Below are 13,400 nucleotides of genomic sequence, written 5' to 3'. Positions count from 1 at the left end.
GGGGTTGCCATCTCACGCTCTCCTCGCCGCGGGCGCGAGTTCGCGCCACGCGATCAGCAGTTCCAGTAACAGCAGTTCGCTCCGCACCGGCGTGCGCAGGAGCTCGCGCACCCGGCCAGCTTCGCGGAACCATGTGGCTAGCTTGTTGAAATCGACCGGTGCGGTCAAGGCGAGCGGACCGGATTGCGACCGCGCGACCGCGCTCGCTTCGGCCTCTGCCAATTGTGCCGCAAACCACAGGCGGCGCTCGCCCTCGGTCTTGGCCCACCGGTTGGCAATCTCGGCCGCCGAGGCCTTTCCGTGCCACAGCTGCCCCAGGTCCGTCGCCACTTCGGTGCGCAGCATCAGTCCGCCGCCCCGGGCCAGTTCGGCGGCCACGCCCGGGTTGCCGGCGGCAGCCTCCAGAGCCTGGGCCGCACCGCTGATGCCTTGTGCATTGAGCCAGGCAATCGCCTCCGATGGCGAGGGAAGCAGAAAGTCCAGCCGCTGGCAGCGCGAACGGATCGTGGCGGGAAGCCGCGAGGACTGGTCGCTGACCAGCACCATCACCGTGCCGGTGCTGGGTTCCTCGAGGGTCTTGAGCAGCGCGTTGGCTGCCGCGGTGTTCATGAGATCCGCCGGATCGATCAGCGCCACCTGGTGGCCGCCGAACTGCGGCGTCAGGGCCAGGCGCTCGGAAAGCACCCGGATCTGCTCGACAACGATCTCGGTGCGCAGCTTGCCGTCGTCGCGCAGCTCCAGGGTCACCTGCATCCGGTCGGGATGACTGCCCGCCGTGTACAGCAGGCAGCCGCGGCAGCGGCCGCACGGTTCGTCGGCGCGGTTCTCGCACAGCAGGAGATTGGCGAGGCGATCGGCAAAGGCGCGCTTGCCCAGCCCCGCCGCGCCGCTGAGCAGCAATGCGTGCGGCATGGCTCCGCGCCGCAGCCGGTCGAGCACATTGTTCCAAAGCGGAGCATTCCAGTTCGCAGCGCTCATGACACCGTCTCCGCAGCCAGGAAGGAATCCACCGCGGCACGTACCTGGTCCAGGACGGTGTCGAGATCACGGCTGGCATCGATCACGCGGAACCGGCCCGGATCAGCCGCTGCACGTTCTCGATAGGCCAGGCGCACGCGGTCGAAGAAACCCAGGCTCTCCTGCTCGATCCGGTCGGCGCTGCCCTGGCGGGCGGCCGCCCGCGCCATGCCCTGTTCGACCGGCAGGTCCAGCAGGAGGGTGAGATCGGGCCTGAGGCCGTCCAGCACCCAGCGTTCCAGGTCGGCGATGCGCGAGGCCGGCTGGCCGCGCCCGCCGCCCTGGTAGGCGAAACTGGCATCGACGAAGCGATCGCTGAGCACCCAGTCGCCGCGGTCCAGCGCCGGGCGGATGCATTCCCGCACCAGCTGCGCGCGCGCGGCGAACATGAGCAGCAGTTCGGTTTCGGGAAACAACCCCTGGTAGGCCGGATCGAGCAGGATGTGGCGGATGGCTTCACCTGCCGTCGTGCCACCGGGTTCGCGGGTCACCACCACACGACGCCCGGCCGCTTCCAGTTGCGCGCGAACGGCAGCCAGCACCGTGCTCTTTCCCGCGCCTTCGCCGCCTTCCAGGGTGATCAGCCGGCCGTTCATAGGGAACGCTTCAATTGGTAGCGGGCGACCGCGCGATTATGCGCTTCGAGGTTGGCCGAGAATTCGTGAGAGCCATCGCCGCGCGCCACGAAATACAGCGCATCGCCCGGCGCGGGCTGGACGGCCGCGCGCAGGGCGGCAAGCCCCGGCAGGGCAATCGGTGTCGGCGGCAGCCCCGTGCGGGTGTAGGTGTTGTAGGGCGTGTCGGTTTCCAGGTCACGCCGGCGCAGGTTGCCGTCGAAGCTCGCGCCCAGTCCGTAGATCACCGTCGGATCGGTCTGCAGCTTCATGCCCAGTTTCAGGCGGCGCACAAACACGCCGGCGATTGCGGGCCGCTCGTCGGCGCGTCCGGTTTCGCGCTCGACGATCGACGCCATCACCAGGGCCTCATAGGGCGTGGCATAGGGGAGGTCCGGCACCCGTTGCGCCCAGGTGGCCTCGAGGGTGCGTTTCATCGCCGTGTTCGCGCGCCGGAGGATATCCAGGTCGGAATCCCCGCGTGTCCAGGTGTAGGTTTCCGGCAGGAACCAGCCTTCTGCCGCGGCGCCGCCCATGTCGAGCTTCGCCATCAGTTCGGCATCGGACAGCGTCGTCACTGTTTTCGCCAGATCCGGGTGTGCCGCGAGCTGTTCGCGCAAATGACGGAATGTCCACCCTTCCACAATCGTAAAATGATGCTGGATCACGTCACCCTTGGCCATCCGGGCCAGCAAAGTCCGCGGAGTCGTGCCGACGGGCACGGCGTATTCACCCGCGTGCAGCTGGCTGGTCACCTGCATCTGCAGGGCCAGGGCGCGCCAGTAGAGTTCCGGTGCGGCGCTCAGTCCCTGCTGGCGGACGAGACGGACGATGCCCAGAAACGATGATCCATTGGGAACATCCAGCACACGCGCATCCGTCTGGGTCAGCGGCGCGTCCGAGAATTGCACCCAGTCGCGATACGCCAGTCCACCGACGACGGCAGAGGCCACCAGAAGGATCAGGAACAGCAGGCCCAGCGGGCGACGGCGGCGGCGACGGCTCATACGGCAACCATCACGCCGATACGCTGCAGATGCGCCTGTGCACGCCGCACGAAGGTGCCAGGCACATGGCGGCGACCATCGCACTCGGCGACAGGCAGGGCCCCGCGAATACTGGAGGTCAGGAACAATTCCTCGGCGTGCATCAGGTCTTCCAGAGTGAGGGGCCGCACTGTCACCGGCAGGGCCGACAGCAGTTCTTCCCGGACGACACCCGCCACGCCGCAGTGATCGACGGCCGGGGTGACAAGGGTGCCACCGAGTGCGACGAAAATATTTGCCGCTGTCGCCGAAATCAGGTTTCCGTCGACATCGCAGACGAGGCCTTCGGCGATATCCGCGGCTTGCCACTCCGCGCGGGCGAGCACCTGCTCCAGACGGTTGAGATGCTTCATGCCAGCCAGCAACGGCTGTCGCGCGAGGCGCGTCTGGCACAGATGCACTTTCACACCGCACTCGACCGCAGCGGACGCAACGACCGGCGCCGCGCCGGCGGCAATGACGCAGGTGGGCTGCGGTGATGCGGGCGCCGCATAGCCCCGCTCACCGGGACCCCGCGTCCAGGTGATTCTCAGCGCGGCGCAGGGCCAGGTGCCGGCCGCCTCTTCGCAGCGCGACCGCAGCGCCTGCGCATCCGGAAGTGGCAGACCCAGTCGCACGCAGCCGGATGCGAGCCGAGCCATATGGCGTTGCCACAGCGGCGCCGTTCCATCCCGGAAGAGCACGGTTTCAAACAGACCGTCGCCGTACAACAGCCCGCGATCCATGGGATGGATCCGCTCGCCGGAAGCCCCGTCGACACGGACGTGAAGTGTCACGAATCCGCTCCCAGCGCGCGCAGCATGCCACGTGCCTTGGCGCGCGACTCATCGAGTTCCTTGTCCGCAATTGAATCCACCACGATGCCGGCACCGGCGCGGAAACGCACCGTCGAGCCCACACGCGTCATGGTGCGGATCAGGATGTTGAGGTCCATGTCGCCGTCGCGATTGAGGTAGCCCATCGAACCGGTGTAGGCGCCGCGCCCCTGCTGCTCGAGCTCGGCGATGATCTGCATGCAGCGCACCTTGGGGCACCCGGTGATCGTGCCGCCCGGAAACACCGCGCGGATCACCGCGCCTGGCGTGGTTCCATCGACCAGTCGCGCGCGCACATTCGACACGATGTGGTGCACGTGGGAATAGGTCTCCACGGTCATCAGCTCATTGACTTCGACCGTGCCGGCGCGGGCGATGCGACCCAGATCGTTGCGCTCCAGGTCGATCAGCATGATGTGCTCGGCGCGCTCCTTCGGGTGGCCGATCAGTTCGCGGATGCGGGCTGCATCGTCGTCACCGGGAAAACGCGGCCGGGTGCCGGCGATCGGGCGGGTCTGCACGCGATCACCGCGCGTCTCGACCAGGCGCTCCGGCGATGACGACAGCACGGCCCACTCCGGTTGCTGGAACAGGCCCGCAAAGGGCGATGGATTCGTGCGGCGCAGCTGCGCATACAGTCCGGCGGTCGACGCCGTCGGATCAATCCAGGCGCGCCATTCGCGCGACAGATTGACCTGGAACACATCACCGGCGATGAGATAGTCAATCACGCGCGCGACGCCGTCGGTGTAGCGCTGCGGCGCGTCTTCCTCGATCGACTGCGCGTGCACCGGCGCCTGCGCCACCGGGAGGGCGCACTCCACGTCTCGCTCCAGCGCATCGAGCAGGGCCGCAAATGCCGGCTCGGCCACCAGGTAGGTACGCCGCTCGTGGTGGTCGACCAGCACTGCCGCCGGACAGCGCACTGCGCAGGCGACCGGCATGACAGCTTCCGGTGCCGGCGGGAGCTGGAGCACCGGCTCGACCTGCTGTGCCATCTCATACGCCAGGTACACGCCCCAGCCACCGCGGAACGGCAATTCGGCCGACACCGGCGATGTGCGCAACGATTGCCACAGGCGATCGAGCGCCGCGAGGAAGTCCGTACCGTGATCGTTGCCTTCGGCGTCCGTCACGCGGCCGCCGAACGGCTGGCTCAATGCGTCCTGCGGAAAAGCCAGCAGGATGTCCCAGCGCGACTGGTGCGTACCGTACGCCACACTTTCAAACAGGCAGGGATAACGGGCCTGGTCAGATCCGGCGAGGGAGAGCAGATCGCGGGTGCCGTCAAGCACCCGCACGACAGGATTGGCGGTCAGCCCGGTATCCATTGCCATGGCGTGAATCCGCGAAGAAGCGGTGACTGGTTGCGCGGCGGTCTCGACCATGCGGTGTTTCCGCCCGGCCCCCGGCATCTCCGCCGGGGGCTGTCGGGTTGTTGTCAGATGCGCCGGAACGCCAGTGTTCCGTTGGTGCCGCCGAAACCGAAGGAGTTCGACAGCACGGTATCGACCTTCACATTACGGGCCGCACCAGGCACGAAGTCGAGGTCGCAACCTTCCCCGGGTTCATCGAGGTTGATCGTCGGCGGAATGATGCCGTGATAGATCGCCAGGATCGAGAAGATCGCCTCGACACCGCCTGCGGCGCCCAGCAGATGACCGGTCATCGACTTGGTCGACGACACCATCATCTTGTAGGCGTGGTCGCCAAAGCAGCTCTTGAGCGCCTGCGTCTCGGCGAGGTCACCGGCCTGGGTGGAGGTGCCATGGGCGTTCACGTAGGCCACATCGGCCGGGTTGATACCGGCATCGCGCAGGGCGTTGACCATGCAGCGCGCGGCACCTTCGCCGTTCTCGCTGGGCGAGGTCATGTGGTAGGCGTCGCCGCTCATGCCGAAGCCGGCGAGTTCGGCGTAGATGCGCGCGCCGCGGGCCCTGGCGTGTTCGTATTCTTCCAGCACCAGCACGCCGGCGCCGTCGGAGAGGACAAAGCCGTCGCGGTCCTTGTCCCAGGGGCGGCTGGCCTTGGTGGGTTCATCGTTGCGCTGGGACAGCGCACGCGCCGAACAGAAACCGCCGATCGCCGTGCCCGTGGTGGAATATTCCGCGCCGCCGGCGACCATGACGTCGGCGTCGCCGTAGGCGATCAGGCGCGCGGCCAGTCCGATGTTGTGCGTGGCCGTGGTGCAGGCCGTCACCGTGGCGAGATTGGGTCCCTTCACGCCGGTGATGATGGAGAGGTTGCCCGAAATCATGTTGATGATCGTCGAGGGCACGAAGAACGGCGAAATCTTGCGCGGGCCGCTCTGAGCCAGCGTCTGGCTGGTTTTTTCGATCGTGGTGATTCCGCCGATACCGGCGCCGACACTCACGCCGATCCGGTCGGCATTGGCGTCGGTGATCTCCAGACCCGAATCCTTCAGCGCATCCAGCGAGGCGGCGACGCCGTAGTGGATGAACGGATCCATTTTCTTGACGTCCTTTGCGGCGATCCAGTTGGCGGGATCGAAGCCACGGACTTCACCGGCGATGCGGGTGGAATAGGCACTGGCATCAAAATGCGTGATGGGCCCGATACCGCTGACACCGGCGACGATGTTGTTCCACGCCGTGGCCACGTCGTTGCCGACGGGACTGAGAATGCCAAGACCGGTAATGACGACGCGACGCTTGCTCATACGGTTGTGAGTTCCAATGCGCAGAGCCGACACCTGCCCTCCTGGGCACGTTCACGGCCGCAGCGCGTCGCGACTCGCCGGTATTGGGCGACGCGACGGAGCGGCAGGAGACGAGGCGCGGTTCCGGTGTACCTGTGTTCGCGCACCACGCGCCGGGTCCTGCGGGCAGCGCAATGCGGAATTCCAAAACGCAAGCTGCGCCATGCGGCGCAGCTCGTCTGAAGGATTGACGCCAGGCTCAGGCCTTGACGTGCGCCTTGATGTAGTCGACAGCCTGCTGAACCGTCGTGATCTTCTCGGCTTCCTCGTCCGGGATCTCGCACTCGAACTCTTCTTCCAGAGCCATCACCAGCTCTACGGTGTCGAGCGAGTCGGCGCCGAGATCGTCGACGAACGAGGCGTTCTGGGTAACGTCTTCTTCCTTGACGCCGAGTTGTTCGACGACGATCTTCTTGACGCGTTCTTCGATGCTGCTCATGTGTGCGACTTCCTCCCAACGGGATTTGTTCAATGAAATAAAGGTGGCTTCCTGCCCATCCGATCCTGGTCTGGTGTGAGTCCAGGATTGCCGCTCCGATGTTGCACATCGGCCGTGGGGGACTCTCGCGAGAGTCGCCCGCACGCTTCCTTGGCATCACGAAAGCTGGGAGATTGTAGAGGAATCGCACCGAGGCAACTAGATACGCCCGTTTGACTGGCGCGTATCGTCAACGCCTTGTTTTTCCGGGCCCCTGGGTTCCAGGGCCGGTTTTTCAAGGCATGTACATGCCGCCGTTCACGTGCAGCGTCTCGCCGGTGATCCAGGCGGCCGCCGGGGACGCCAGGAAGGCCACGGCCTGGGCGATATCGTCCGGCTGGCCGAGGCGGCCCAGGGCGATCTGGCCGAGCATGGCGGTTTTTTGCTCTTCCGGCAGCGACTTGGTCATGTCGGTGTCGATGAAACCGGGCGCAACCACGTTGACCGTGATGCCGCGGGAGCCGATTTCGCGCGCCAGCGACTTCGAGAAAGCAATGATGCCGGCCTTGGCTGCGGCGTAGTTGGCCTGGCCCGGATTGCCGGTCACGCCGATCACCGAGGCGATGCTGATGATGCGGCCCTTGCGCGCCTTCATCATGCCGCGCATCACGGCCTTGGACGTGCGGTACACCGAGCTGAGGTTGGTATCGAGGACGGCCTGCCAGTCGTCATCTTTCATGCGCATCAGGAGCTGGTCGCGCGTGATGCCGGCATTGTTGACCAGGATGCTGATCGGGCCGAACTCCTTGCTGGCGCCCTCGATGAGCGCATCGACCGCCGCGCCGTCCGTCACATTCACTACGCGCCCGACGCCACCGAGCGGCGCCAGTGCTTCGCCGATGGCCGCCGCGCCCGATTCGCTCGTCGCCGTACCGATGACGGTGGCGCCGCGTTCGGCCAGGCGCCGGGCAATGGCCGCGCCGATGCCGCGGCTGGCGCCGGTCACCAGCGCGATTTCGCCTTGAAGATCTCCACTCATAGCATTCTTCCTGTTGTGGAATTGCACAGCGACGGGCGTCGCTCCCTACCCTGCCCTCGTGACAACCGCCAGCGCTTCAGCGCCAGTCGGCCAGGGCCTGTTCCAGATCAGCCGGCTGGCCAACGGCGCGGCCTTCGATGGATTTGTCGATGCGCTTGATCAGCCCCGTCAGCACCTTGCCGGGACCACACTCGACGGCCCGCGTGACGCCGCGCGCCGCCAGCGCCTGGACGCATTCCGTCCAGCGCACCGGCAGGAACAGCTGGCGATGTAGGGCCCCGCGGATGTCATCGAGCGTTTCAGAGGCCTTGGCATCGGCGTTCTGTATCACCGGCACCGACGGCAGCGACCAGGCGAGGGCGGCCATGCGTTCGGCCAATGCGTCGGCTGCCCCGCGCATCAATGCGCAATGGGACGGCACGCTGACAGCCAGCTTGACCACCTTTTTGATGCCCAGCTCGCCGAGGCGGGCAATCGCGCGGTCCACCGCCTCGGCATTACCGGCGATGACCAGCTGGCCCGGCGAGTTGAAATTGGCCGGCGAGACAACCTGGCCTTCCGCCACCTCGGCGCAGGCCTGCGCGATCTGCGCATCTTCGCCGCCGATCACCGCTGCCATGGCACCGACACCCGGCGGAACGGCCTGCTGCATGAGGCGCCCACGCTCGGCGACCAGGGCGGCCGCCTCCGCAAGCCCCACGGCGCCGGCGCACACCAGGGCGGAGTATTCGCCCAGGCTGTGCCCCGCCATCGCCGCCGGCATCGCACCGCCGCGGGCGCGCCAGACGCGCCAGACCGCGACCGAAGCCGCCAGGAGCGCCGGCTGGGTTGTTTCGGTGCTGTTGAGCACCCCCTCGGGACCCTGCTGGGAAATCGCCCAGAGATCCTTGCCCACGCCCGCGGACGCTTCTTCGAAGGTATGGCGGACCAGGGGTTCGGAGGCGGCCAGGTCAGACAACATGCCCACGGCCTGGGAGCCCTGGCCCGGGAACACGAAGGCCAGGGAGGGAACGGTCGAATCCGTCATGGGGGAGTCCTCGGAGCAGGGGTCAGTAGCGGACCAGGGCCGAGCCCCAGGTGAATCCGCCGCCGAAGGCTTCCATCAGCATCAGCTGTCCGCGCTGGACCTTGCCCGAGCGCACCGCGAAATCCAGCGCCAGCGGCACCGATCCGGCCGAGGTGTTGCCGTGGCGGTCCACGGTCACGATGACCCGGTCCATCGGCATCTCCAGCCGCTTGGCGGTGGCCTGGATGATGCGCAGATTGGCCTGGTGCGGGATCAGCCAGTCGATGGCGGACTTGTCCAGATCGTTCTTGGCAAGCGTCTCCTCGACCACGGCGTCCAGGGTCTTCACCGCGACCTTGAACACTTCGTTGCCGGTCATCAGCACGCGCACGCCGGCGTTCTTTTCCTCCGGGCGGAAGCCCGAGGAGACACCGACCGGATTCCACAGCAGTTCCTTGTAACCGCCGTCGGCGTGCAGGTGCGTGGAGATGACACCGGCTTCCGTATCGGCCGTGAGCACGACCGCGCCGGCGCCATCGCCGAACAGCACGCAGGTGCTGCGGTCGGACCAGTCGAGCATGCGGGTCAGCGTTTCCGCACCGACCACCAGCGCCTTGCGCGCGTTGCCGGAGCGGATGAATTTGTCGGCCACGCTCAGGGCGTAGATAAAGCCCGAGCACGCCGCATTGACGTCAAAAGCCGCGCAGCCGTTGGCACCCAGGCGATGCTGGAGCAGGCAGGCGGTGGACGGGAAGATGAGGTCGGGCGTGGTCGTGCCGACGACGATGAGGTCGAGATCCTTGACCGCGACGCCGGCCGATTCGAGTGCTGCCCGGGCAGCGCGCTCGGCGAGATCGGAGGTGGTCTGCCCCTCCGCCGCCACATGACGCTGGCGGATGCCGGTGCGCGAATGGATCCACTCGTCCGTGGTATCGACGAGCGATTCGAGATCCGCGTTTGTGAGCACTTTTTCGGGCAGGTAGCTGCCGGTGCCCGCGATGCGTGAATAGATCAGAACACTTTCCCCTTGCCGGAAGCCGGCCACGGATGCCCGACCGCGACACGGACAATCAACGCAAGCGCGCAGTCAGAAGTGCCGGTCGGGCAACCCCGTCCCGGGTGCCGAACGCGCGCTCACGGTCTCTGCAAACGAAATCCGGCGCTTTCGCGCCGGAATTCAAGGCAAGTCGGACCGGAAGGTCCGCCTGGTCAATCTTCGCTCGGCACCGAACCCTTGGTGTCAATGACCTTGCGGCCACGGTAGTAGCCGTCCTTGGTCACGTGGTGGCGGACGTGGATCTCGCCGGTGGTCGGGTCGGTCGCCAGCTGCTTGGCCGTCAGCGCGTCGTGCGAACGGCGCATGCCGCGGGTCGACGGGGTCTTGCGGGATTTCTGCACTGCCATGGGATTTCTCCAAAAAACTCGAATGTCTCGCGGCACGTGCCGCACTGCAACTGTCGACCGGCGTTGCGCCCGGAGCGCCCACGACGGAGCTATTTCTTCAACCGGCCCAGCACCGCGAAGGGATTGGGCCGATCCGAATCCATTTCTTCGGCCGGTCCACTCGACCAGGCCACTGCCGCCTCATCCGCGCCCGGCTTCACCGGGATCAGCGGCAAGGCCAACAGCAGTTCATCCTCGATGACGTCGGCAGGGCGGATTTCAGCCGACTCGAGCAACAGCGGCTCGTAGCCCGGCGGCAAACCTGCCTCTTCCTCTTCCCGCGTGATCAATCCCAGCCGGGTATCGATCGTCACAGGCCATTCAAACGGTTCCAGTGTACGCTGACAGGTCAGCGTCAGTCGGGCCTGCACCCGGATTGCCAGGAAGGCGGTTTCCAGGTCATCGCGACCGAATTCCACTTCATAGGCGACCGAGCCTGTGCTTGCCGCCACCGCCTCGGCCAGACGCGGCAGGCCGGCGATTGGCAGGGTGCCGTCGAATGAACGTCGTGCGCTCACCATGCGCCAGGCGTCCACAATGTCGGGGAAAGGCGCGGACATGGGCGCGCGAGAATAGGTTCCTGCCGGCCAGAAGTCAATCGAAACCGGTCTGGGGACCGCCACTTAGGCCATGTGGACCCCTCCGAAGGGCTCGGTTTACGCCCGTAGCCGCTTGCGGCAGACTGCGGCGCGACCGCCGGACGTCCGTATGACCTATCTCTTTGCGATCGCGATTTTCGTTGTACCGCTTGTCGTTTTCGTTGTCCTGCGCGAGCGCCGCTGGCGCCGGCGCGAGGCGGCCATCCGCGCCCTGCTCGATGGCGCCGACGCCCTGGAAGAACAGCTCCTGACCTGCCGCGAGCGCATGCAGACCCTGCGCGGCATGCTCGTCGACCTGCCCGAAGAGATGATCACCGACGCGGACGAAGCCCTGACCGCCGACGACAAGGTCCAGGCCGCCCTGCGCGATCTGCTGCAACACCGCCTGTGGATCAAGCAGCACGCCGTTGATGCCAGCCAGCCCGAACTGGACATAGCCGTCGCCGCGCTCGAACAGTCGCGGGCCTCCATGGGCCAGCAGCTGGATCGCCTCGCCGAGATCACCCATGCCCTGCGCGAGGCCCAGGGTCGATGAGCGCCGTGGCGGTGGATGTCGTCCTGGGCTCGACCTCGCGCTACCGCGCGGAGCTGCTGCGCCGCATCCTTCCGGCGTTCCGGCAGGTCGGCCCGGACGTCGATGAATCCCGCCGGGACGGGGAGGCGCCGGCCGGGCTCGCGGTGCGGCTGGCACGCGCCAAGGCACTGGCGGTCGCGGCGCGATGCCCCGGCGCCATCGTGATCGGCTCCGACCAGGTGGCCGCACTGGATCAGATCGTCCTGGGCAAGCCTGGCAGCGTGGAGCGCGCCCGGGCCCAGCTGTCCGCCTGCAGCGGGCGATCGGTCTCCTTTCATACGGCGCTCTGCGTGGTCGACGCAGCGGGCGCGCCGCGCGAGGCCCTCGACACCACTGTCGTCCGGTTCCGCGACCTGGCGGGTCAGGAGATCGACCGCTATGTGGCGGCCGAACAACCGCTCGACTGCGCCGGCAGCTTCAAGTGCGAAGGGCTGGGCATCACCCTGTTCGAGCGCATCCAGAACGAGGATCCGACCGCCCTCATCGGACTACCCCTCATCGCCCTGTGCCGCCTGCTGCGCGCAAGCGGCCTCACCTTACCCTGAATTGTCCGCCGCGCACTGTGCCGGCGCCTGCGGTCCCGGCACCCGGCCGCGGTACCAGCTGAAGATTTTCCGGCCGCCATACAGTCGCAGCCGCTGCACGAAGGTCAGGTCGGCCACGTGCCGGCACAGGTTCTGCAGCCACTGGGCCTGGCCTTCCTGCTTGGACGTCTCTTCCACCACCAGCAGCACCGGACTACCGCTCCGGGCAGCAAGGCCTGCCTCGTCCCGCTGCCAGATGCGTAGCTGCCCGGCGCGCCCGTGCTTGACGTTGCGGATGTGGTCCAGCGAATACACAGCTGGACCAGCGAGCTGGAAATCCAGTTCGGCGGCCAGCAAAAAGTTGTCGGCGACCAGCAGCGCGGACGGATCGGCGCGCAGCAGGTGGCGGGTCTCGGCACCCGCCTCGCGCCAACCGACGAAGTTCTGCGGATACAGCTTGAACTCGGCCAGCGTCTGGATCGATGCGGGATGGGCCGCCATCGCCAGGTAGGCCGTCGCCAGACCCGTTCCGATTACGCCCAGTCCGTACACCCAGCGTTGCGCGTGGCGGCGGGAAAGATCCAGCAGCAGCGGGACCAGGAGTACAGCGGCCACGTACGCGGGCAGCGGCCAGTGCACGCGGAAGCGCACATCGTCCGCAAACAGGCCAAACAACAGGTAGCCCAGCGCGATCCCCACGCCGCTGCAGGCCAGCACCGCCACGCGCGGATCGGCGTCGCGCTGGCGCCATCCCCGCCATAGCGCCAGCAGCATCACGCCGTAAAGCAGGGGGGTCGAGGCAATGGTCTGCTCCACCAGCTGGGCCAGGCCACTCCACTGGAATCGCCAGGGGTGTCGCTCGACGAACTGGAAGCTCATCCCATGCCAATCATGCGAGGCGTTGAACAGCACGAGGGGCACCAGTCCCGTTGCCGCAATTGCCAGCGCCAGCCACAACCCCGGACGACGAAACTGGGCTCGACCGTGCGCACTGCCGAGCAGGAACACCGCGCCACCAAGCAGCAGCATCGCCGCGCGGTAGTGGCTGAACCAGGCGACGGCAAGGCTGACACCAACCAGGACCCAGGCACGCCATCCGCCCTGCGTCACCGCAGCGAGCAAGCCGGCCAGCGCGCCGATCGCCGCGATCGTCAGCGGCACGTCGGGCATGGCCATGACGCCCAGCGTCGCGCCCAATGGCAGGGCCATCCATCCTACCGCCGCCTGGGCGCCCCGTTCCTCGCCGAAATGGCGGGCGCCGATCCGCCAGATCCATAGCGGCATCAGCGCCCCCAGCAGCAGAAACAGACTGCGCATACCCAGCGGGGAGTGACCGAACAGCGTTTCGCCAAGCCGGATCAGCACGGCCGTGGCCGGCGGAACATCGGTGTACGACCAGGCCAGGGCGCGGCTTTCCTGCCAATAGAAGGCCTCGTCACCAAAGGGGGCCAGCGTCGCTGCCACCCAGCATTTGGAAACGGCCAGCAGCGCCCACAGGATGATGGCTGCCAGGCGCCAGCCTCGCGGCAGCGCCCCTGCCGTGGCTACACTGCGATCAATCGGCACAACGCGGACTTCCCTGGGCT

General features: G+C 67.0%; 15 protein-coding genes. 2 read left to right on the top strand and 13 right to left on the bottom strand.

The genetic code is table 11. The features are described 5' to 3' along the window. Positions 1-12 precede the first annotated feature (12 nt). From holB to N4264_RS08420, 12 genes are all read right to left on the bottom strand, one after another. Positions 13-978 carry a DNA polymerase III subunit delta' gene (gene holB, locus N4264_RS08475; RefSeq protein ID WP_261696606.1) on the bottom strand — a complete coding sequence of 322 codons (966 nt, stop codon included), beginning with the start codon at positions 976-978 and terminating at the stop codon, positions 13-15. Beyond that, entirely contained in the window at positions 975-1,613 is a 639-nt protein-coding gene (tmk, locus tag N4264_RS08470) for a dTMP kinase (RefSeq protein WP_261696605.1), read from the bottom strand. The genes holB and tmk overlap by 4 nt, the downstream gene beginning before the upstream one ends. Beyond that, positions 1,610-2,638 carry an endolytic transglycosylase MltG gene (mltG, locus tag N4264_RS08465; protein ID WP_261696604.1) on the bottom strand — a complete coding sequence of 343 codons (1,029 nt, stop codon included), beginning with the start codon at positions 2,636-2,638 and terminating at the stop codon, positions 1,610-1,612. Before mltG ends, tmk begins: the two co-directional genes overlap by 4 nt. After that, positions 2,635-3,453, bottom strand: coding sequence for an aminodeoxychorismate lyase (gene pabC / locus N4264_RS08460; protein ID WP_261696603.1), 819 nt, complete (start codon positions 3,451-3,453; stop codon positions 2,635-2,637). The genes mltG and pabC overlap by 4 nt, the downstream gene beginning before the upstream one ends. Next, a complete protein-coding gene (locus tag N4264_RS08455) occupies positions 3,450-4,823 on the bottom strand; it encodes an aminodeoxychorismate synthase component I (RefSeq protein ID WP_261697598.1) in 1,374 nt (457 codons plus the stop codon). Before N4264_RS08455 ends, pabC begins: the two co-directional genes overlap by 4 nt. Positions 4,824-4,933: 110 nt before the next feature. Continuing rightward, the gene (gene fabF / locus N4264_RS08450) at positions 4,934-6,172 is read right to left on the bottom strand and encodes a beta-ketoacyl-ACP synthase II (RefSeq protein ID WP_261696602.1); all 1,239 of its coding nucleotides are present in this window, start codon (positions 6,170-6,172) and stop codon (positions 4,934-4,936) included. Between the two features lie 238 nt (positions 6,173-6,410). Then, complete coding sequence (acpP, locus tag N4264_RS08445; protein WP_261696601.1) at positions 6,411-6,650, bottom strand: acyl carrier protein; 240 nt, start codon at positions 6,648-6,650, stop codon at positions 6,411-6,413. Positions 6,651-6,924: 274 nt separating this feature from the next. Beyond that, a complete protein-coding gene (gene fabG, locus N4264_RS08440; protein WP_261696600.1) occupies positions 6,925-7,668 on the bottom strand; it encodes a 3-oxoacyl-ACP reductase FabG in 744 nt (247 codons plus the stop codon). Positions 7,669-7,744: 76 nt separating this feature from the next. Continuing rightward, positions 7,745-8,695, bottom strand: coding sequence for an ACP S-malonyltransferase (gene fabD / locus N4264_RS08435; protein ID WP_261696599.1), 951 nt, complete (start codon positions 8,693-8,695; stop codon positions 7,745-7,747). 22 nt (positions 8,696-8,717) lie between these two features. Continuing rightward, entirely contained in the window at positions 8,718-9,689 is a 972-nt protein-coding gene (locus tag N4264_RS08430) for a beta-ketoacyl-ACP synthase III (protein ID WP_282563038.1), read from the bottom strand. Between the two features lie 194 nt (positions 9,690-9,883). After that, positions 9,884-10,078 (bottom strand): 50S ribosomal protein L32, encoded by a 195-nt coding sequence (gene rpmF / locus N4264_RS08425; RefSeq protein WP_261696598.1) that lies wholly within the window; start codon positions 10,076-10,078, stop codon positions 9,884-9,886. A gap of 89 nt (positions 10,079-10,167) precedes the next feature. Continuing rightward, positions 10,168-10,677 (bottom strand): YceD family protein, encoded by a 510-nt coding sequence (locus N4264_RS08420; protein ID WP_261696597.1) that lies wholly within the window; start codon positions 10,675-10,677, stop codon positions 10,168-10,170. A 148-nt stretch (positions 10,678-10,825) separates the two neighbouring features. Here N4264_RS08420 and N4264_RS08415 point away from each other — a divergent pair, with 148 nt between their 5' ends. After that, entirely contained in the window at positions 10,826-11,251 is a 426-nt protein-coding gene (locus tag N4264_RS08415; RefSeq protein ID WP_261696596.1) for a hypothetical protein, read from the top strand. After that, positions 11,248-11,835, top strand: coding sequence for a Maf family protein (locus tag N4264_RS08410; protein WP_261696595.1), 588 nt, complete (start codon positions 11,248-11,250; stop codon positions 11,833-11,835). The genes N4264_RS08415 and N4264_RS08410 overlap by 4 nt, the downstream gene beginning before the upstream one ends. Here N4264_RS08410 and N4264_RS08405 read toward each other — a convergent pair. Next, complete coding sequence (locus N4264_RS08405; RefSeq protein WP_261696594.1) at positions 11,827-13,380, bottom strand: ArnT family glycosyltransferase; 1,554 nt, start codon at positions 13,378-13,380, stop codon at positions 11,827-11,829. The two genes, N4264_RS08410 and N4264_RS08405, sit on opposite strands and share 9 nt — an antisense overlap. Between the last annotated feature and the right edge of the window lie 20 nt (positions 13,381-13,400).

The organism is Tahibacter amnicola, assembly GCF_025398735.1.
Lineage (GTDB): Bacteria > Pseudomonadota > Gammaproteobacteria > Xanthomonadales > Rhodanobacteraceae > Tahibacter > Tahibacter amnicola.
The sequence above is the reverse complement of the archived record's forward strand: the minus strand, read 5'-3'. Positions and strand labels throughout refer to the sequence as shown.

Excerpts from the sequence above, each read along its gene's own strand:
- holB (WP_261696606.1), bottom strand. The coding sequence starts at position 978 with ATGAGCGCTGCGAACTGGAATGCTCCGCTTTGGAACAATGTGCTCGAC.
- tmk (WP_261696605.1), bottom strand. The coding sequence starts at position 1,613 with ATGAACGGCCGGCTGATCACCCTGGAAGGCGGCGAAGGCGCGGGAAAG.
- mltG (WP_261696604.1), bottom strand. The coding sequence starts at position 2,638 with ATGAGCCGTCGCCGCCGCCGTCGCCCGCTGGGCCTGCTGTTCCTGATC.
- N4264_RS08455 (WP_261697598.1), bottom strand. The coding sequence starts at position 4,823 with ATGGATACCGGGCTGACCGCCAATCCTGTCGTGCGGGTGCTTGACGGC.
- fabF (WP_261696602.1), bottom strand. The coding sequence starts at position 6,172 with ATGAGCAAGCGTCGCGTCGTCATTACCGGTCTTGGCATTCTCAGTCCC.
- acpP (WP_261696601.1), bottom strand. The coding sequence starts at position 6,650 with ATGAGCAGCATCGAAGAACGCGTCAAGAAGATCGTCGTCGAACAACTC.
- fabG (WP_261696600.1), bottom strand. The coding sequence starts at position 7,668 with ATGAGTGGAGATCTTCAAGGCGAAATCGCGCTGGTGACCGGCGCCAGC.
- fabD (WP_261696599.1), bottom strand. The coding sequence starts at position 8,695 with ATGACGGATTCGACCGTTCCCTCCCTGGCCTTCGTGTTCCCGGGCCAG.
- rpmF (WP_261696598.1), bottom strand. The coding sequence starts at position 10,078 with ATGGCAGTGCAGAAATCCCGCAAGACCCCGTCGACCCGCGGCATGCGC.
- N4264_RS08420 (WP_261696597.1), bottom strand. The coding sequence starts at position 10,677 with ATGTCCGCGCCTTTCCCCGACATTGTGGACGCCTGGCGCATGGTGAGC.
- N4264_RS08415 (WP_261696596.1), top strand. The coding sequence starts at position 10,826 with ATGACCTATCTCTTTGCGATCGCGATTTTCGTTGTACCGCTTGTCGTT.
- N4264_RS08410 (WP_261696595.1), top strand. The coding sequence starts at position 11,248 with ATGAGCGCCGTGGCGGTGGATGTCGTCCTGGGCTCGACCTCGCGCTAC.